The sequence below is a fragment of the Burkholderia sp. Bp9016 genome, from assembly GCF_003857765.1.
Classification (GTDB): Bacteria; Pseudomonadota; Gammaproteobacteria; order Burkholderiales; family Burkholderiaceae; genus Burkholderia.
The window spans coordinates 142,814-158,704 of record NZ_QTPY01000011.1; the positions used below are offsets into that span (position 1 = coordinate 142,814).

The window sequence follows — 15,891 nt, forward strand, 5'->3', positions numbered from 1 at the left end:
CTTCGTCGAAAAGTCAAAATTTTGAGAATAGAAATTTCCAATTTTAAGGGGAAATAGGTTGTCTGAATCGATTTACAAAGGGGATCTGTCCATCAAACATGATGAGGCGCTGTTGATGGGGGCAGTTGTGGCCGCAAGCAACGGGATTAGAAAAAAGTTAGTTGATAAAATTGAAGGCAAGTTTAATACGATAAATCGGGACCATCCCGAGATTGGCGTGATATTAAACATTCTCAGGGATGCCAGAAATATCTTAGCCCACGACGAAATTGATAACTTGGACGTCGCCTTTCCCAGATTGCTTGGATTGTGTGAAGTCTTTGTAAGCAAAGTCGATGCGACATGGCCGAATGGCTGGGAGAACTGCTCAGCAAGCCAACCTCGGCTTTTTGGAAAAAAACAATATTCGAGATTTGAAAAAGCGACTGAGATATTATTTCATGAGATCAAAAAACAATACAAAATAACCTTAAGAGAAGGAATAGCCCTCGATGGCTTTACACCGTTCGGACAAAGAAGCTTATCTGATCGTCTAAAGCATTTGATAGCGACGGAGGCTTGAGGGCCTAATCATTTCTTTTGCCTCAGGTGCTCGGCAAGTGACGTGAGCACCCCCAATAGCACCGTTCGATCCGATTCAGCAAGTTCATTTAACACCGCTGCGATAGCTTTTGCCTGATCGTCCGTTCTCGTTGATGCCTCTACAATCAATGCGTCAACTCCACAATCGAATAGTTGAGCCAACTCAACCAACCGAACCACTGTGGGAATCGAGACACCTTGCTCCATACGGGCAACGGAACTAAGCGCCAGCCCGAGACGTTCAGCTACTTGTTCTTGGGTCAGTCCAGCACCAATCCGCCGATGAGCAATCGCCCGACCCACTGATCGAGCGAGCGTACTTTGCGCTTCCTTATCCATGTTCCTGCCTTGCCCCGAAAGCTGCTGATGCTTACAGGGCAGGGCTGTTGCGAACAGAGCGTTATACGCTTATAGTAGGCGCATTACGCTTACATCACCCCCCTCTCATCGATCCGGCGCTTCTACGACGAATGAGAGCGTTCGTCCTCAAAAAAGGAAATTCATGGAAAACACGTTCTCGGCGCAGTACCAAACAACACGGCAGGCCGATGGAAGTTTGCTCATCACCTACCGGAACAAGGGACATCACGCGCCAGGTTTCACGGGACACATTGCACTACTCACCTTGCCCGCAGCTGTTTATCTTCTCATTACCGCCGCAGTGCTTTATAGCGCTCCACTTGTTGGAGTCGTCATGCTTGGGTTATTCGTTTGGGTCGTCGTGTTCATTGCTCGTGGAATTCGCCGCTCCGTGATTGTTGTCCCCCAACAAGGAATTAAGTGGAGAAATAAGCAATTGCCGTTTCGGGACATTAGCCGATTTGGAATTACGCGCGTTACAACCAATGTCGGCCAATCTGGTTACGTGTACGCCGAAAGTCACGGTCGCGAAATCATGATTACACCTCACATCTCAATGTCACTCGCCAACGCAATCTGCGAAGAAATTCAACGAGAAGCGACTCCATCGTAACCCCTTAAACCAACACGACATCGACCTTCGGGGAGCCAAAACCGTGAATGAAAATTATATTAAAACGAACTTTTCCGCCATTTTCGTAGCACTGACTCTTGCCGCTTGTGGCGGTGGAAATGGAAATAGCGGTTCTGGTAGCGCAAGTTCATTGCAACCCTACAGCGTAAGTTATATCGACTACAACGCTAGCGCGGGTATTTCGGGTCCGCCTTGGAGCGGTGCATCTTTCATCGATAACCTTCCAACAAAAACCAATACTCAAACGATTACTCAAAGCGGCTGGACTGGGCAAATTACTTATGGCACAGCCACCAAATCGGCCGTTTTGCAAGTGAACAACTCTGCGGTCGCCAATACTAGCCCGATTAGTGTTGTTGGTTCGGCGACCACCAAGATTTTCGACCCATATGGAGCAACAGGAACACCTCTTGGCACGTCGGTTGAACCAAATCTTGATGGCGCTTACGAAATTTGTGGCGCAGCGCCAGCAGGTAGCATCAGTGATAACGGTTTCGCAGCGAGCGACATTCTGATTACTAGCGGTGCAACCCAAGTGACCAATGTAAGCGAGTTGGCCGGCCGGAGCTTCACATTTAATCAATATTGTGACCCTGCCAATCAGACGAATCCTCAAACGTTGACGTTTGATTCAAGTGGCAACGCCAACTTTGAACTCTACACTGGGTCCACTAATTCAGGCTCTTTGAGCGCAGTCCAAGTTCCTGCTGCTTCCTTCCAGAGCGCCATGAACGGAACGCCTTATGGAGATTCGCAACAAGGGCAAACGATTTGGACTGTATATCGATTTGCCACGGCAAGCAGCACATTGAAATACGTAATTGTCGAACGAGGTTCTGCGGATGGCAATTATATCGGCATGTGGTATTAAAATCTTTACACCCAACTATCCGAAATATCATGAAGAAAACTCTTGCCCTCCTCACCATCACTCTTTTGCTCGCTGCGTGCGGGCAAAAACTCAGTGGAACTTATGTTAATCCGACGAGTGACGCCAAACTCATTTTTGAGTCAAGCGACAAACTAATCTATGACACTGGAATGGGAAAAGTCGAGGTTTCGTATAAAATCGACGGAAAGAATTTGAAGTTGATCTCACCCGAAGGGACACAAATCTTCACACTATCAGATGACGGCAGCATTCAAGCGCCAATGGGACTAAGCTTTAAGAAGCAGTAAAGCAGATTCGAGCATGCAAAAAGGCGATCCAACTGGGTCGCCTTTTTGTTTTGCATCAGAACTATAACAGTTCAGTCTTCTCAGGACTTGCCAGATAATAATATTCGATTTGCACCAAATGTCAATAGCAAATCTCAAATATTTTCATCCAGCTATTGACAAAGCCGAATTCATTTCATAACTTCTAAATTGATGTTTTTATGCGTCAGTAGCGTATAGCAGTTATTGTTCTCAGGACTTGTTGTCTGATATACCAAAAACCTACTCCCGATTCAAAACATCCAGTAATAGCTTATAGCAGGTTGCAACGGTGTAGTGAAGCGTTAAATCAAAACTCAGTTATCACCCTTTGCCAATTACTCAAATGATACAGCCATAAAATTAAATGAGACGAGCAACACGAGTAATCAGCACTGACGAAACCAACCCAAAGCAATAAGAGCGATTACAAACCATCTCAGATGGTAAAGTGGCTAGAATGGTGTACTTGGAAAACCACACGGAAGACAATCAGCAGACCCGCCAAGTGTGAAATCAACTTCACGAACTGCGAATCGACTACAGTTGAATTGATAGTTGAAGGGATGGATGTGACGTCACATGAAATCCTTCAAAGTCAAATACTCGCAAGCCTGCGGGTAGGGTAAGACTTTGAGGGAATTCGTGTGACAACACGAAACCCCAAAGTCGAAAACAAAACAACAAGTCCCCCGCAACGAAGTGAAGGAAAAAATGGCGATTTTTGATCTCGCATTGCCTGACAAAGAGATAATCCAGCGATTTTGAGCACTTGAAATTTCCGTCTTGCCCTCCATATATTTAGGTGCGACGGGATGGTCCCGACGCAACATTCAAGGAAATTTCATGGCTAAATACTGCGTTACGGCGGCGAACCACAACAACAAAAAGGATCAACGCGCGTCGGAGTTCGAATTGTGGGCATGGGTTCAAAACGAAGACAAGAAATGGGTGTGGCGTTCCCAAGGCAAAAAATCACTTAACCATGTTGCCGAACTGCTTGCAAAAGGCAACGAAGTGCTTTCTGCCGAAGAAAAGCCCACCAGCATTGATACCGGCTACCCCATTGAGCTTGAGCTTCGCATTGCGAAGAACGACAAAGATTTTAAAATTACCGACTTGCCGACGTTCTGATGAAATTTAGCAGCCGAAAGAAAAGCACCCGACGGGTGCTTTTCTTTTATGCGCAACGATTTTCGCCCATTGACTTTTCCGCGTTTTCCGTTAGTTTATCGAAAACCTCGGAGAACACATGATTAATTTTTACGAAAGATGGTTTACATTCTTCAACTTTGAAGAAATATTTAGCGCACCTCGCAACATCAATAATAAGCGAGAGATCTACATGTGCCTAGCCAATTTCTTTACCGAACTTGCTGGCGCACGCACTTTAGAAGTGAAGAACCAAAATCAGGCAATCGTCGCAGGAAATATGTTCATCGGCAGTCCCGATGCGATTGGACCTAACGACTACTTCCTGAATCTCTGCAACCAAAACGGCAGCATCACAAGCATTTTAAATCGTTGCGAACGAGACACCGGCTACTCAGATCCACAATTGATCGCCGACATAAATCACCGCCTACAAACCATTGCTTCCCAATTGAAGCCGGTGACAAACACCAAAAAATTTACGGCGTAATTTTCTTGCTTACACTCACACCGCCAAATTTCGAATCTATGATTCGCTTCTCCGCCAACGCGCAAAGCGAATCATAGACAAGCCGAGCAAATTCCTCTTGCTCTTCAGAATCGGCGTTATCACACAGAAAAAAATCGTGAATCTCGTCCGCCACATACCGACAAACGTTATGCGGAAAATTCACATCTTCGCTCAATCGATTCAATGAGAGCGAATCCACATTGATCGAAAATTCCAAACCCAAGTACTTGCCGTCATTTCCAACCTTATAAATTTCTAGCGGCATTTTTCCATATTCGAGATCCGATTCTTCCGCAGCACAAAATTTAAAATCACTTTCCGAGTTCATTTTAAACCCGAATTGGCTATCGCCGACCAATTCCTGTTTAAGTTGAACGAGCGCGTCAATCACTTTCACCAGGTCATCGGTTTCATTTTTACTCAAAGAAAAAGCGTCACCGGCGTGCTCCGCACTCACAAATTCCATGTCGAATTTTTCTCTCATTTCAAATCTATGCCAATATCGGCTCATAAAAATCCGCTTGACAAGACGAAAATATCTTGTATCTCTTAGGCTATCAGCCGAGGACCTTATGAAAACAGATTTCCTAATTCTTAGATTTTTAACGCTTACTTTCGGATTTTTCGTCGCCGAAAGGTGGATAAAATTAACCGCAACAATCCTTTGCGATGGATTTACCGAACCAAACCTTTTTCACATCGCATCATTAGCTTGCTACAGCACAGTGCTCTTACTGTTTTGGCGAGTACCTTGCTACATAAAGGAACTCGCCAATGAATCAGCACTAAACCACTAGCTAGAAAACTTCTCGTATATTTTACGAGCCGCGTTATCCGGCGTAAATTCGCATCGATTCACCACGGGCTTCTTCACATGCCTTTCTAGAACTTCGGCGTGATTTGCTAGATCGACTGGATTTGCATGAAGTCCCTGATAGTCGAATCCGCTACATGTAGCACCCCATTTTGGATCGACAGCATCAGCGCCATAAAGCAGTGCTCCTATACTGATGATCAAAAGCACCGCTTTCTTCATCGGGCTCATTTTTCTCGGCTGCGCGCTTCTCGAAACTCCGTTGTTCATCACTAACCTCGTATTGTTTGTTCAGACAGAATACAACCGCACGGCGATCTGTCAAGTACGATCCAAATTAAGCTTGACGTGTCGCTTTCTATGCTGGCTCGTTACATCCAGACGCCACCTCGGTAACTTCAAGCACCGCAGCATAGACATGGAAGTTCAATCGTCAAGCGACAACAGCATAATCCTTGACAGCCAGAATCTATGATGCCCTGTTACAGCAATTCCGTCAAAATCAAAGGCGGAAATCTAAGCAAGTGTACTCATTATCCGGACTGTCTGTCCGGATAATGTATTGGGGAAATTTTCGTTGAAAATTTGGGGCCGGCCCTTGCCTGCTCAAAAAAATCCGCTAGGATATAAAGAGAACAAAAATAACAGGGGTACGGACAATGCCAAAAGACAACAGAATCGAATTCAAGCTATCAGCATATGAGAAGTCAATTCTCGAAGAAAAAATGAAACGTTGGGGCTTTGACAATATGAGCGAATTTCTACGATGTTTGATTCGTAGCGACGACAGCTTATACCTTCCAACACGCTCACAGCTAACTTATGAAATTAATAAGATCGGCGTCAACCTCAACCAGATCACCAAACATATCAACGAACGAAATCCGATTCATGTCTTGCTTCTTACCGATGTGTCGAAAATCAAAAGCGACCTCGCCGCCATCCAACTATCTTTCGATGCTTCGATCAAAGCGGAAAAGAAGGCACACCGTTCATGATTGTAAAAGTTTTTGATTCTGGAACTGGCCCAGGTCGAGGGCCGATCAACTACCTTTTGAGCGACAGAGATCACACTGGAAAGAATCGAAGCGCTAAACCTCAAATCGTATTGGGAGATCCTAACCTTACTCGCGACATCATCGACAGCATCCCGAACGGACAGAAATACACCTCGGGCGTGATTTCACTGAGAAAGGAGGAAAAGCTCAGCCAAAAAGACTGGCTATATATAATAGACAAATTTCACGAGTACATGATGCCACTCGGCAACGAGCGCATTAATTCGCTATGGGTCGCTCACCACGACAAGGGAAGAACAGAACTTCATTTCGTCGTGCCGAAAATCGACCTCAAAACGAGACTTGCGCTTAACATCTCGCCACCAGGCACACAGAATCAGGAATACTATCGGCTATTCGCAGCGATGATGAACGGTCATTTCGGGTTTGCGCAAATCATCCCAAAAGACAGCGATACGAGCTTGCATCTTAATATTGCCGAGTACAAGTCCGGCACCGATTCCGTGAAGTTCAAAAAGAGTCTTCACGGCACCATTAAGAACGAAATCCGGCTCGGCAAGATAGAAAATCGGAACGAGCTAATTCACTGGCTCAACGATAAATCGTATCAAGTTGTAAAAATCGATAGGAATTATTTAACCGTCAAGTATAATGATAAATGCCATCGACTTTATGGAAAGCTGTATTCAGAAAACGCCATCTTCAAGACGGAACTGGATGCGGAATTCGGCCAACGCCAACGAGATAAGTTGGAGTGGTACAAAAGCCAAAGGCAGGAATTTTTCAATAAACGATATAATAAGGAGACCAATGAAAAACGACGAAATTATCGAAATACTCAGAGCAACACTCGAAAACGTTCAAGTGAATCAAAAAGCCACAATCGATTTACAACAACAAGTCAGCGCATTGCAGCAAGAGTGGCAGGAGATTCAAAGCCAAATGCTGAATATAAAAGTCGACCAGGAATCACAATCGCTCAAAACCAAGATTCTCAACAATCGGGTGGTCAACTACCTGGAAAACGGACTCAACAGGTAGCGCAGGAAATCACGAGTCTAGCCGCTAACGTCGCGGCCAACTCATCCGAGCTATCAGCAAACAGCAACAAGAACTCAGCCAATCAACTATCCACAAGCGCAGCGCCGTCAGGATCGAGCGACAACTCATCCATGAAGGTCGCTTTGGGTAGTCGATTGACTGAGCTTTTGGCCAAGCTCGCCAACGAGCTTGATCCAGCCAAACAAGCCGAACTTCGAGGTCAGATCAACGAAGCGAGACGCCAGATCGCCGATCTTGAGCTACAGGAAGCACGATCGAAAGCAATCGCCGATAGTCTCCCAGATCGTCCCGACAATCCATCCGACAGGGCGTTCATGCGATAACAGCAAATGGAAATTGCTTTTCGACACGCGGCTTCTCTATTGTCGGATTTTGTCTACCGCCACTACGCGCTTTGACATCAGTATCAGCTAAATCGAAGGCGCGGGAGGCAGACAAGATACTGTATTGCTTTTCTGTATCTGTATCACTATTTTGATGCCAACTCCTGGAGCACTTGACGATTGCTGAGGAAAAATAGCCGCCTTCATTACTTGTTTCACCCGCAGTCTCATTGAGACTACAAGCGTGCATGACAACTATGCCGCTCGCACACTCGGATATGCGTTGATCGAAGAAGCGCCTGCATTCTTGGGGATTGAGCGTCGGCCCCTCTGCCGCTCTCTTCGCCATCACCGAGTCCATGACGATGGTAGGGTACACTACACGACAGCAATCGAGGATGAGAGTATGTTTTTCCGCGCCCTTCCGAAGAAGATTGGAATCGATCTCAGTTACGTCATTGATTTGCACATAAGTCGAGCCAGGATTACCAATGTGCCGCCCATGACCACAAAACACCGTAAATGAATAGTCGGCCATACTTTGCAAGATGATGTTTACATCCACTATTGCTTTCGATGGATTTTCTAGAACAGCTATTTCGTCGTCTCGCCATGCACCGCCCAGAGGAGATTTTAGAAACTCCTTGTACCGTTTCATGTCACGCTCAACTCCGGGCAGATAACCATCCGTGCCTTTTTTCCCAGGGCTGGCAATAATCAACGCTTTCCTATTCACAGTTATTTCCTCGTGGTTTTCGACGATTCGGCGCGGCGAGTGCTCGCCTTTTCGGAAAGTGCGGTGACAGCAGTCGAATCGACTTCGGATATTATAGATGTCGCAAGTCGCTCGCCTGCTCCAGCCGCAAAAGCTGCCAACAACATAACTCCGTGCAACGATGCGCCATGCGATAGCGGAGCCAAGACAATGCCGAAGCGGACAGCGAGCGCAACAAGCAACCCAGATAGAGCACCAGCCCAGATTCTCGACGCACCTTCGAGTATATGAAGCTTCATTCCAGCAGAACAGGCGAAACGAAGTTTTCCGCTTCGCCATATGACAGAAAGCAAAGCGCCCATTGATCCAGCAACCGCACCTAACACTAACCACATTGCTGTTAGCCCCAGCAAGGCCATTACCCAGGTTCTAGCTATCCATATTGCCAAGCCTAGAACAATGAAAGGGACGGTCATACATGCGCTTGCGCTCAAATACCAACGTCGTGACGTCTCTTCGCTGCGATCGAGAAAATAAAGTGCCGCATCTTCCAGCATTTTTCTCGCATTTTCGTAGTCGTCATCGAGACTAAAAGCAATCGCCTCTCCGATTAATCGTTTAAAGCTGACCCGCATCTCCGGCGACAAACAATCACTCGGACTTTCCTCTAGTCTGGATGCCTGAGCCATGATGGAGCCGTGCTCCTTCTCGTCAGCACGTGACGCAGCGTCATAGGCCGGAGTCGTTTCATAGTCGAGGCGACCAGCTTTATCGATGACGACGATGAACTCTTTCGTTGAAAGTATGAGGTGAGATCGCTCGACGTGCGCCCATTGGTCCTCATAGTCCCCTCTCATTGAACTCTTATCTTGCGCTTGCTCGTCCACAATGCGTCCTTTTTTGGAGTAACCCCGTACTACCCTTCTTATTTCTCGCATGAAGCACAAGTTTGCCACAGGACTCGGTCCCTAGTTGCCGCTAGACGTACCACTTTGGGTTGTGCTACCTTACCCACACCTGTAGCGCAAGTATTTTACCCACACCTTTTTGCTCAAACTTTAGGCAGATTCGTGCGTAAGTAGCTGATTTTGAATAGAAGTTGTGGTTGATGGTTTAGTCTCCCATCGCCCGCTCCACTTTCTGCTGCACTGCAGCCTGCGCATGAGCCGCCTCGTCGAAGGCGGCTTTTTTGTAACATGTGTCGGTTCATCCGCCACACTGCCGCGCAACGGGGCCCTCGCCCGAACCGAGCCTTTCTCTGTCACCGATGATGCACGACGATCCGAACGAAGCCGGCCAGCCGCCGCACGATGCCGCCCTTCCCGACGAAGCCGCCGATGGCGCCGACGAAGTCAATCCGCTGCACCGCCGCCGCATCCGCAGCTTCGTGACGCGCGCCGGCCGCGTGTCGACCGGCCAGCGCCGCGCGCTCGACGATCTGGGCCCGCGCTTCGTGGTGCCGTATGCACCGGAAATCCCGGACTGGGACGCCGTATTCGGCCGCAGCGCGCCGCGCATCCTGGAGATCGGCTTCGGGATGGGCGCATCGACCGCCGAAATCGCCGCACACCGGCCGGGCGACGACTTCCTCGGCGTAGAGGTGCACGAGCCTGGTGTCGGCGCGCTGCTGAAACTGATCGGCGAGCAGGACCTGCCGAACATCCGCATCATCCAGCACGACGCCGTGGAAGTGCTCGAGCACATGCTCGCGCCGGAAAGCCTCGACGGCGTGCACATCTTCTTCCCCGATCCGTGGCACAAGGCACGCCACCACAAGCGCAGGCTGATCCAGCCGCCGCTCGTCGCGCATCTCGCGTCGCGCCTGAAGCCCGGCGCGTACCTGCACTGCGCAACCGACTGGCAGAACTATGCGGAACAGATGCTCGAAGTGCTCGGCGCCGATCCGTCGCTCGAAAACACGGCCGCTGACTACGCGCCGCGCCCAGACTATCGCCCCGTGACGAAGTTCGAACGGCGCGGGCTGCGGCTCGGCCACGGCGTGTGGGATCTGGTGTTCCGCAAGCGCGCCGGCTGAATCCCCGCCACAGCGGCGCATCGCACGCGTCGCGTCGCGCCATGAAAAAACGGCCCGACCGGCATCTGCCGATCGGGCCGTTTTGCATGGAAGCGCCCGCGTCACACCGGCGTCACGCCCAGTTCAGCCACCCGCTATAGCCGACGAGCAGCACGAACAGGCCGAACGCGATCCGGTACCACGCGAACACCGTGAAATCGTGCGTCGCGACGTAGCGCAGCAGCCAGCGCACGCAGACGAACGCACTGACGAACGCCGCGACGAGCCCGAGCGCGAACAGGCCGAGCGAGTCGACCGTGAACGCCTGCCAGTCCTTGACGGTTTCATAGAGCGTCGCGCCGAAGATGATCGGAATCGCGAGGAAGAACGAGAATTCGGTCGCAACGCGCCGGTCGAGGCCGAACAACATCCCGCCGATGATCGTCGAGCCCGAGCGCGACATGCCGGGCACCAGCGCGAAGCATTGCGCGATGCCGACCTTCAGCGCATCGAGCGGCGTGAGCGCATCGACCGACTGCACGCGCGGCGGCTCGCTGCGCTCGCGCTGCCGCGCCTCGGCCCACAGGATGATCGCGCCGCCGACGACGAGCGCGAACGCAACCGGCACCGGCGAGAACAACACGGCCTTGATCTTCTTCTCCAGCAGCAGGCCGAGCGCGATCGCGGGAATCGTCGCGATCACGACGTTCAGCGTAAAACGCCGCGCGTCGGGCCGTCCCGGCAGGCCGGACACGATCGATACGATCCGTTGCCGGTATTCCCAGCAGACGGCGAGGATCGCGCCGAACTGAATGACGACGTCGAAGGTTTTCGCGTGCGCGTCGTTGAAGTTCAGAAAGCTGCCGGCAACGATCAGGTGACCGGTACTCGACACAGGGAGGAATTCCGTCAGCCCCTCGACAACGCCGAGGATTAATGCCTTGCAGATCAGGATCCAGTCCATCCGTGGCCCAACTCCGAAATGTTCGAAAGAAAGGGCCACACTACCGCCGCGGCCCACCCGGCCGCGCGCGGTGCATCGTCACTTTTCGACGATAGCCACGCGTATGCCGTTTGTAAGAATCGTAATTGTACCGGGTTCGTAGTTCACACCGGCAAATTGCAGTTGTTCGGGCTTGAACGTGTAGATCGGATAATTGGTCAGGACCTGCGTCGCGAGCAGGCCGGCGGCCGCACCGACCTGTTGCGCATACATCTGCGCGTCGCCGTCGAGCACGAGGCTGTCGACGGCCGGCGCCTTCAGCACGACCGAGCGGCTCGGCGCGTCGTACGCGAGCTGGCCCGACACGGTGAACTTGCCGCTCACGGGCTCGCGCAGGAACGGGCTCGCGAAATGTGCGTCGAGCTGCACGGCGACGCGGTTCTGGTCGGGCAGCAGGTTGACGGCCGGATTCGCGAGCGACACGTCGACGACCTGCGCGACCGTCTTCTGGTACGGAAACTTGCGCGCGACGGCTTTCTGCACGTCGCCGCGCGAGAACGTGTAGTGATCGGGGATGAACGGGAACGTCGACGCGCAGGCGGCGAGCGATACCGACACGCCGATGGCGCCGGCGCAGACGGAGAGGAAACGGCGCCGGCCGGGCGCGCAAGGTGCGGTCATGCTGGAAATCTCCTGTGTCGGGCGGAGCGGCAGGCTGGCTATCGGCTCCAGCCCATGGCGGGGCAATGGACCAAAGTTAGTGCTGCGGCGCGGGCTGGCGGTTCCATGCGTGTGCTGACGGCTTCGAATGCGGCGAACGCCCGGCGCGGCGGCGGCGCGTCACCGCGCCGGGCGGGCGCCCCCGGACGGCTGCGTCGCGACTTCGAGGCGCGTGAGCCAAGCAAGCGCGTCGTCGCGCGCCGCGCCGCACATCTCGGCGGACGGCTGCAGCCCGGAACAGCAGGCGGGCCGCTCGGGCCGGCCGAAGATCCGGCAGCGCAGGTCGTCGCCGAGCTGCACGCAACGCACGCCGGCCGGCTTGCCGTCCGGCATGCCCGGAATCGGGCTGGAAATCGACGGGGCGATGCAGCACGCGCCGCAGCCCTCGCGACACGCATGCGGCGGCGGGACATCGGCGGGCGCCGGGCGAACAGGCATTTCGACGGACACTCGGCTCTCTCGTACGATCAACAAAAAACGGTGCGGCAACCGGACGCGGGGTGCGGCAGCCCACCGCGCATTGTGCCACCGCCGACTGCGACGTTATTACACAATGCAGCCCGAACGCGCGTTTATATACTCGAAAGCATCCAGAAAGCGCGAGACCACCATGAGTTCCGGTTCTGCCGACACGATGTTCCGTCCCGATCTGCTTGCGAAATACGGCGCGAACGGGCCGCGCTATACGTCGTACCCCACGGCGCTGCAGTTTCGTGACGATTTCGACCCGGCCGACTACGTGCGTGCCGCGAGCGACCCCGGTGCGTCGTCGAGCGAGCTGTCGCTGTACGTCCACATCCCGTTCTGCAACACGGCCTGTTTCTACTGCGGCTGCAACAAGATCGCGACGAACAACCGCCGCCGCGCGCGCCCGTACCTCGACCAGCTGAAACGGGAAATGGCGCTGCAGGCCGCGCTGTTCGACCCCGCCCGCCCGGTCACGCAGCTCCACTGGGGCGGCGGCACGCCGACCTTCCTGTCCGACGCCGAAACGGCCGAGCTGATGGCCGCCACCCGCGAACACTTCACGCTCGCGCCGGATGCCGACGCCGAGTTCTCCATCGAGATCGACCCGCGCACGGTCACGCCCGCGACGCTCGTCCACCTGCGCACGATCGGCTTCAACCGGCTGAGCCTCGGCGTGCAGGACTTCGATCCGGTCGTGCAGCAGGCGATCAACCGGATCCAGCCGCTCGCGATGACGGCCGACCTGCTGAGCGCCGCGCGCGCGACGGGCTTCCATTCGGTCAGCGTCGACCTGATCTACGGGCTGCCGCACCAGACGGTCGCCGTGTTCGCGCGCACGCTCGAGACGATCATCGAGCTCGCGCCGGACCGGCTGTCGGTGTTCGGCTACGCGCACATGCCGAACCTGTTCAAGATGCAGCGGCAGATCGACGACGCGACGCTGCCGCCGCCCGCCACGCGCATCGCGCTGCTCGGCCTCGCGATCGACATGCTGACGTCGGCCGGCTACGTGTACATCGGGATGGACCACTTCGCGCGGCCGTCCGACGAGCTGGTGCGCGCGCAGCGCAACGGCACGCTGCAGCGCAATTTCCAGGGCTACAGCACGCGGGCCGATACCGATCTCGTCGGCTTCGGCGTGTCGTCGATCGGCAAGGTCGGCGACGTCTACGCGCAGAATGCGAAGGACCTGCCGGCGTATGGCGCCGCGCTCGACGCAGGCCGGCTGCCGATCGCGCGCGGCGTGCGGCTCACGCCCGAGGATCGGCTGCGCCGCGACGTGATCACGCAGCTCATGTGCAACCTCGAACTGCCGTTCTCGCATATCGAGGCCGCGCACGGCATCCGCTTCGCCGATCACTTCGCACGCGAGCTCGACGCGCTGCGCCCGTTCGAGCGCGACGCGCTGCTGACGATCGCCGCCGACCGCCTGACGATCCATCCGGCCGGCCGGATGGTCGTGCGCAATATCGCGATGGCGTTCGACGCGTATCTCGGCCAGACACCGCAGCAGCGCTATTCGCGCACCGTCTGACACCGCGCGGCCGCAGGCGGGTGGCCGGTTTGATACAGTTAGGGGCTCGACGCCCCTGCAAGAACCCGCCCCATGCGCACCACCAAAGCAACCAACGCAGTCGAACGCCTGAAAACCCGCTCCGGCAACCCGCAGTTCGCAGCCGTCGCGGTGGCCGGCGGCCTGTTCTACCTCGTCGACCGCTCCGGCGGCACCGCCGAGAAGCGCTGCGCGCCGCTGCCGCTCGACGAATTCGTCAAGTTCGTCGACGAATTCGGCCCCAAAAAACCGCGCAAGGCGAGCAAGCTGGATCTCGCATTCGAAGCGCAGATCAAAAAGAGCAAGGGGTAAAGGTCTGTTGCACGCGGCCGGCAGGCGTTGCCGACGCCCCGTTTGGTACAATCACGAAGTTTCTCCATCCCCGCTGACGGCCGACCTGGCTGCGTGACCACACCATGAATATCGAAAACGCGCGTTTCAATATGATCGAACAACAGATCCGGCCGTGGGACGTGCTGGATCTCGACGTCCTGGGTCTGCTGTCGATCGTCAAGCGTGAAAAATACGTTTTGCCCGAACATCGCGATCTCGCGTTCGCCGACATCGAGCTGCCGCTGCCCGGCGGCCACGCGAAGATGCTGTTCCCGCGCGTCGAAGCGCGCGTGCTGCAGGAGCTGGCGGTCAAGAAGCACGAGAACGTGCTCGTGATCGGCGCGGGCTCCGGCTACCTGAGCGCGCTGTTCGCGCACCGCGCGCGACACGTGACGGCGATCGAGATCGATCCGGCCATCGCGAAGTTCGCGGAAGAGAACCTGCGCAACGACGGTGTGACGAACGCGGAAGTCCTGCTCGGCGACGGTTCGCTCGGCTGGGCGGACAAGGCACCGTACGACGTGATCTGTGTCGCCGGCGGCCTGCCGCTCGTGCCGCAGCAATTGCTTGAGCAGCTGAAGGTCGGGGGCCGCCTGTCGGCATTCGTCGGCGGCCGCCCGGTGATGAAGGCGCAGATCATCACGCGCATCGACGACAAGCAGTACCGTGTCGCCGACGTGTTCGAAACCTACGTCGACCACCTCGTGAACGCGATCGAACCGTCGCGCTTCAAGTTCTGAGCGGCGGCCCCATGCAGATCCTGACGCCCGCGATGCTCGCGGAATGGCTTCGCGATTCGGCACGTCCCGCGCCGATCGTGCTCGACGTGCGCGAGCCGTGGGAAATCTCGACCGCGCAGATCGCCGGCAGCATGTCGATCCCGATGCAGCAGATCCCCGCGCGCAGCGAAGAGCTCGACGACGAAGCGGAAATCGTCTGCGTGTGCCATCACGGGATGCGCAGCGCGCAAGTCGCGATGTTCCTCGAATCGCGCGGTTTCACGAAGCTGTACAACCTGCAAGGCGGGATCGACGCGTGGTCGCGCGACGTCGATCCGTCGGTGCCGCGCTACTGAGCACCTGACCTTCCGGTGGCGCATCGCGCGCCGCCACGTCGACCGGCACGTTGCTGCCGGTCGCACCGATCCGCCGAACGGGCGCGCATGGCGCGCCCGTTTCTGTTTTCGCCCTGCCCCACTCCCCGCCCCCGTAGCACGCGATGAAGATGTCGCGCGGTCTCGCTGCCCGCGACAGGCGCCACATCGCGCATGCCGGCCATCCGGCGATGCCCGCGCTCGAACACGAACGCACGCCGTGCACCATTTGCGCCCCCACGCGCGCACCGCAACAGGTCGCGCATGCTGCACGACGCGTCATGCGCACCGCGCCGACGCCCCGCGCCCTCCCGCACAGGCACGCCCGGCGTGCATCAGCGCGACTGGCACATGCCTTGCGTAACCCCGATGCAGGCGCCGTCGCGGCGCACGCCAATC

21 protein-coding genes are annotated in these 15,891 nt (G+C 54.8%); 13 read left to right on the forward strand and 8 right to left on the reverse strand.

The genetic code is table 11. The annotated features are described in order from the left end of the window. Window positions 1-58: 58 nt before the first annotated feature. The gene (locus DIE13_RS15680) at window positions 59-562 is read left to right on the forward strand and encodes a hypothetical protein (protein ID WP_124828026.1); all 504 of its coding nucleotides are present in this window, start codon (window positions 59-61) and stop codon (window positions 560-562) included. Window positions 563-570: 8 nt separating this feature from the next. On the opposite strand, the gene DIE13_RS15685 is transcribed toward DIE13_RS15680, so the two are convergent. Next, entirely contained in the window at window positions 571-921 is a 351-nt protein-coding gene (locus DIE13_RS15685; protein WP_124828027.1) for a helix-turn-helix domain-containing protein, read from the reverse strand. Window positions 922-1,084: 163 nt separating this feature from the next. On the opposite strand from DIE13_RS15685, the gene DIE13_RS15690 reads away from it, so the two are divergent. The 5 genes from DIE13_RS15690 (at window position 1,085) to DIE13_RS15710 (ending at window position 4,415) form a co-directional block, all read left to right on the forward strand. Further along, window positions 1,085-1,555, forward strand: a complete 471-nt coding sequence (locus DIE13_RS15690) for a hypothetical protein (RefSeq protein WP_124828028.1) — start codon at window positions 1,085-1,087, stop codon at window positions 1,553-1,555. A 43-nt stretch (window positions 1,556-1,598) separates the two neighbouring features. After that, complete coding sequence (locus tag DIE13_RS15695) at window positions 1,599-2,447, forward strand: hypothetical protein (protein ID WP_124828029.1); 849 nt, start codon at window positions 1,599-1,601, stop codon at window positions 2,445-2,447. Between the two features lie 29 nt (window positions 2,448-2,476). Beyond that, window positions 2,477-2,755: a hypothetical protein gene (locus DIE13_RS15700; RefSeq protein ID WP_124828030.1), complete on the forward strand. Its 279-nt coding sequence runs from the start codon at window positions 2,477-2,479 to the stop codon at window positions 2,753-2,755. An 864-nt stretch (window positions 2,756-3,619) separates the two neighbouring features. Further along, on the forward strand, window positions 3,620-3,907 hold the full coding sequence (locus tag DIE13_RS15705) for a hypothetical protein (protein ID WP_124828031.1): 288 nt from the start codon (window positions 3,620-3,622) through the stop codon (window positions 3,905-3,907). Window positions 3,908-4,025: 118 nt separating this feature from the next. Beyond that, window positions 4,026-4,415 (forward strand): hypothetical protein, encoded by a 390-nt coding sequence (locus DIE13_RS15710; RefSeq protein WP_124828032.1) that lies wholly within the window; start codon window positions 4,026-4,028, stop codon window positions 4,413-4,415. Here the strand turns inward: DIE13_RS15710 and DIE13_RS15715 are convergent. After that, window positions 4,405-4,902, reverse strand: coding sequence for a hypothetical protein (locus DIE13_RS15715; RefSeq protein ID WP_124828033.1), 498 nt, complete (start codon window positions 4,900-4,902; stop codon window positions 4,405-4,407). The genes DIE13_RS15710 and DIE13_RS15715 overlap by 11 nt on opposite strands. Before the next feature lie 327 nt (window positions 4,903-5,229). After that, on the reverse strand, window positions 5,230-5,520 hold the full coding sequence (locus tag DIE13_RS15720; RefSeq protein WP_124828034.1) for a hypothetical protein: 291 nt from the start codon (window positions 5,518-5,520) through the stop codon (window positions 5,230-5,232). 389 nt (window positions 5,521-5,909) lie between these two features. On the opposite strand from DIE13_RS15720, the gene DIE13_RS15725 reads away from it, so the two are divergent. Both DIE13_RS15725 and DIE13_RS15730 read left to right on the forward strand, forming a co-directional pair. Beyond that, a complete protein-coding gene (locus DIE13_RS15725; protein ID WP_124828035.1) occupies window positions 5,910-6,248 on the forward strand; it encodes a plasmid mobilization protein in 339 nt (112 codons plus the stop codon). Continuing rightward, window positions 6,245-7,654, forward strand: a complete 1,410-nt coding sequence (locus tag DIE13_RS15730) for a relaxase/mobilization nuclease domain-containing protein (protein ID WP_124828036.1) — start codon at window positions 6,245-6,247, stop codon at window positions 7,652-7,654. Before DIE13_RS15725 ends, DIE13_RS15730 begins: the two co-directional genes overlap by 4 nt. Here the strand turns inward: DIE13_RS15730 and DIE13_RS15735 are convergent. Together DIE13_RS15735 and DIE13_RS32920 are read right to left on the reverse strand one after the other, a co-directional pair. Beyond that, entirely contained in the window at window positions 7,644-8,390 is a 747-nt protein-coding gene (locus DIE13_RS15735; RefSeq protein ID WP_185731203.1) for a caspase family protein, read from the reverse strand. The two genes, DIE13_RS15730 and DIE13_RS15735, sit on opposite strands and share 11 nt — an antisense overlap. Window positions 8,391-8,392: 2 nt before the next feature. After that, window positions 8,393-9,256 (reverse strand): hypothetical protein, encoded by an 864-nt coding sequence (locus DIE13_RS32920; protein ID WP_185731204.1) that lies wholly within the window; start codon window positions 9,254-9,256, stop codon window positions 8,393-8,395. 380 nt (window positions 9,257-9,636) lie between these two features. Here DIE13_RS32920 and trmB point away from each other — a divergent pair, with 380 nt between their 5' ends. Next, a complete protein-coding gene (gene trmB, locus DIE13_RS15740; protein ID WP_124828038.1) occupies window positions 9,637-10,404 on the forward strand; it encodes a tRNA (guanosine(46)-N7)-methyltransferase TrmB in 768 nt (255 codons plus the stop codon). A gap of 112 nt (window positions 10,405-10,516) precedes the next feature. Here the strand turns inward: trmB and DIE13_RS15745 are convergent, their stop codons facing one another. From DIE13_RS15745 to DIE13_RS15755, 3 genes are all read right to left on the reverse strand, one after another. Next, window positions 10,517-11,347, reverse strand: coding sequence for an undecaprenyl-diphosphate phosphatase (locus tag DIE13_RS15745; protein ID WP_124828039.1), 831 nt, complete (start codon window positions 11,345-11,347; stop codon window positions 10,517-10,519). A gap of 78 nt (window positions 11,348-11,425) precedes the next feature. Next, entirely contained in the window at window positions 11,426-12,007 is a 582-nt protein-coding gene (locus DIE13_RS15750; RefSeq protein WP_124828040.1) for a DUF1439 domain-containing protein, read from the reverse strand. 159 nt (window positions 12,008-12,166) lie between these two features. After that, window positions 12,167-12,484: a YkgJ family cysteine cluster protein gene (locus tag DIE13_RS15755; RefSeq protein WP_124828088.1), complete on the reverse strand. Its 318-nt coding sequence runs from the start codon at window positions 12,482-12,484 to the stop codon at window positions 12,167-12,169. A gap of 172 nt (window positions 12,485-12,656) precedes the next feature. Between DIE13_RS15755 and hemN the strand changes: the two genes are divergently transcribed. The 4 genes from hemN (at window position 12,657) to DIE13_RS15775 (ending at window position 15,474) form a co-directional block, all read left to right on the forward strand. Continuing rightward, complete coding sequence (hemN, locus tag DIE13_RS15760) at window positions 12,657-14,048, forward strand: oxygen-independent coproporphyrinogen III oxidase (protein ID WP_124828041.1); 1,392 nt, start codon at window positions 12,657-12,659, stop codon at window positions 14,046-14,048. 72 nt (window positions 14,049-14,120) lie between these two features. After that, window positions 14,121-14,378 carry a hypothetical protein gene (locus tag DIE13_RS15765; protein ID WP_124828042.1) on the forward strand — a complete coding sequence of 86 codons (258 nt, stop codon included), beginning with the start codon at window positions 14,121-14,123 and terminating at the stop codon, window positions 14,376-14,378. A gap of 104 nt (window positions 14,379-14,482) precedes the next feature. Then, a complete protein-coding gene (locus tag DIE13_RS15770) occupies window positions 14,483-15,139 on the forward strand; it encodes a protein-L-isoaspartate O-methyltransferase (RefSeq protein WP_124828043.1) in 657 nt (218 codons plus the stop codon). A gap of 11 nt (window positions 15,140-15,150) precedes the next feature. Further along, window positions 15,151-15,474 (forward strand): rhodanese-like domain-containing protein, encoded by a 324-nt coding sequence (locus tag DIE13_RS15775; protein WP_096503479.1) that lies wholly within the window; start codon window positions 15,151-15,153, stop codon window positions 15,472-15,474. Window positions 15,475-15,891: the final 417 nt, after the last annotated feature.

What these genes read in the sequence shown, in the direction of transcription:
- DIE13_RS15685 (WP_124828027.1), bottom strand. Translation starts at nt 921, where the DNA reads ATGGATAAGGAAGCGCAAAGTACGCTCGCTCGATCAGTGGGTCGGGCG.
- DIE13_RS15690 (WP_124828028.1), top strand. Translation starts at nt 1,085, where the DNA reads ATGGAAAACACGTTCTCGGCGCAGTACCAAACAACACGGCAGGCCGAT.
- DIE13_RS15700 (WP_124828030.1), top strand. Translation starts at nt 2,477, where the DNA reads ATGAAGAAAACTCTTGCCCTCCTCACCATCACTCTTTTGCTCGCTGCG.
- DIE13_RS15705 (WP_124828031.1), top strand. Translation starts at nt 3,620, where the DNA reads ATGGCTAAATACTGCGTTACGGCGGCGAACCACAACAACAAAAAGGAT.
- DIE13_RS15710 (WP_124828032.1), top strand. Translation starts at nt 4,026, where the DNA reads ATGATTAATTTTTACGAAAGATGGTTTACATTCTTCAACTTTGAAGAA.
- DIE13_RS15715 (WP_124828033.1), bottom strand. Translation starts at nt 4,902, where the DNA reads ATGGAATTTGTGAGTGCGGAGCACGCCGGTGACGCTTTTTCTTTGAGT.
- DIE13_RS15720 (WP_124828034.1), bottom strand. Translation starts at nt 5,520, where the DNA reads ATGAACAACGGAGTTTCGAGAAGCGCGCAGCCGAGAAAAATGAGCCCG.
- DIE13_RS15725 (WP_124828035.1), top strand. Translation starts at nt 5,910, where the DNA reads ATGCCAAAAGACAACAGAATCGAATTCAAGCTATCAGCATATGAGAAG.
- DIE13_RS15730 (WP_124828036.1), top strand. Translation starts at nt 6,245, where the DNA reads ATGATTGTAAAAGTTTTTGATTCTGGAACTGGCCCAGGTCGAGGGCCG.
- trmB (WP_124828038.1), top strand. Translation starts at nt 9,637, where the DNA reads ATGATGCACGACGATCCGAACGAAGCCGGCCAGCCGCCGCACGATGCC.
- DIE13_RS15745 (WP_124828039.1), bottom strand. Translation starts at nt 11,347, where the DNA reads ATGGACTGGATCCTGATCTGCAAGGCATTAATCCTCGGCGTTGTCGAG.
- DIE13_RS15750 (WP_124828040.1), bottom strand. Translation starts at nt 12,007, where the DNA reads ATGACCGCACCTTGCGCGCCCGGCCGGCGCCGTTTCCTCTCCGTCTGC.
- DIE13_RS15755 (WP_124828088.1), bottom strand. Translation starts at nt 12,484, where the DNA reads ATGCCTGTTCGCCCGGCGCCCGCCGATGTCCCGCCGCCGCATGCGTGT.
- hemN (WP_124828041.1), top strand. Translation starts at nt 12,657, where the DNA reads ATGAGTTCCGGTTCTGCCGACACGATGTTCCGTCCCGATCTGCTTGCG.
- DIE13_RS15765 (WP_124828042.1), top strand. Translation starts at nt 14,121, where the DNA reads ATGCGCACCACCAAAGCAACCAACGCAGTCGAACGCCTGAAAACCCGC.
- DIE13_RS15770 (WP_124828043.1), top strand. Translation starts at nt 14,483, where the DNA reads ATGAATATCGAAAACGCGCGTTTCAATATGATCGAACAACAGATCCGG.
- DIE13_RS15775 (WP_096503479.1), top strand. Translation starts at nt 15,151, where the DNA reads ATGCAGATCCTGACGCCCGCGATGCTCGCGGAATGGCTTCGCGATTCG.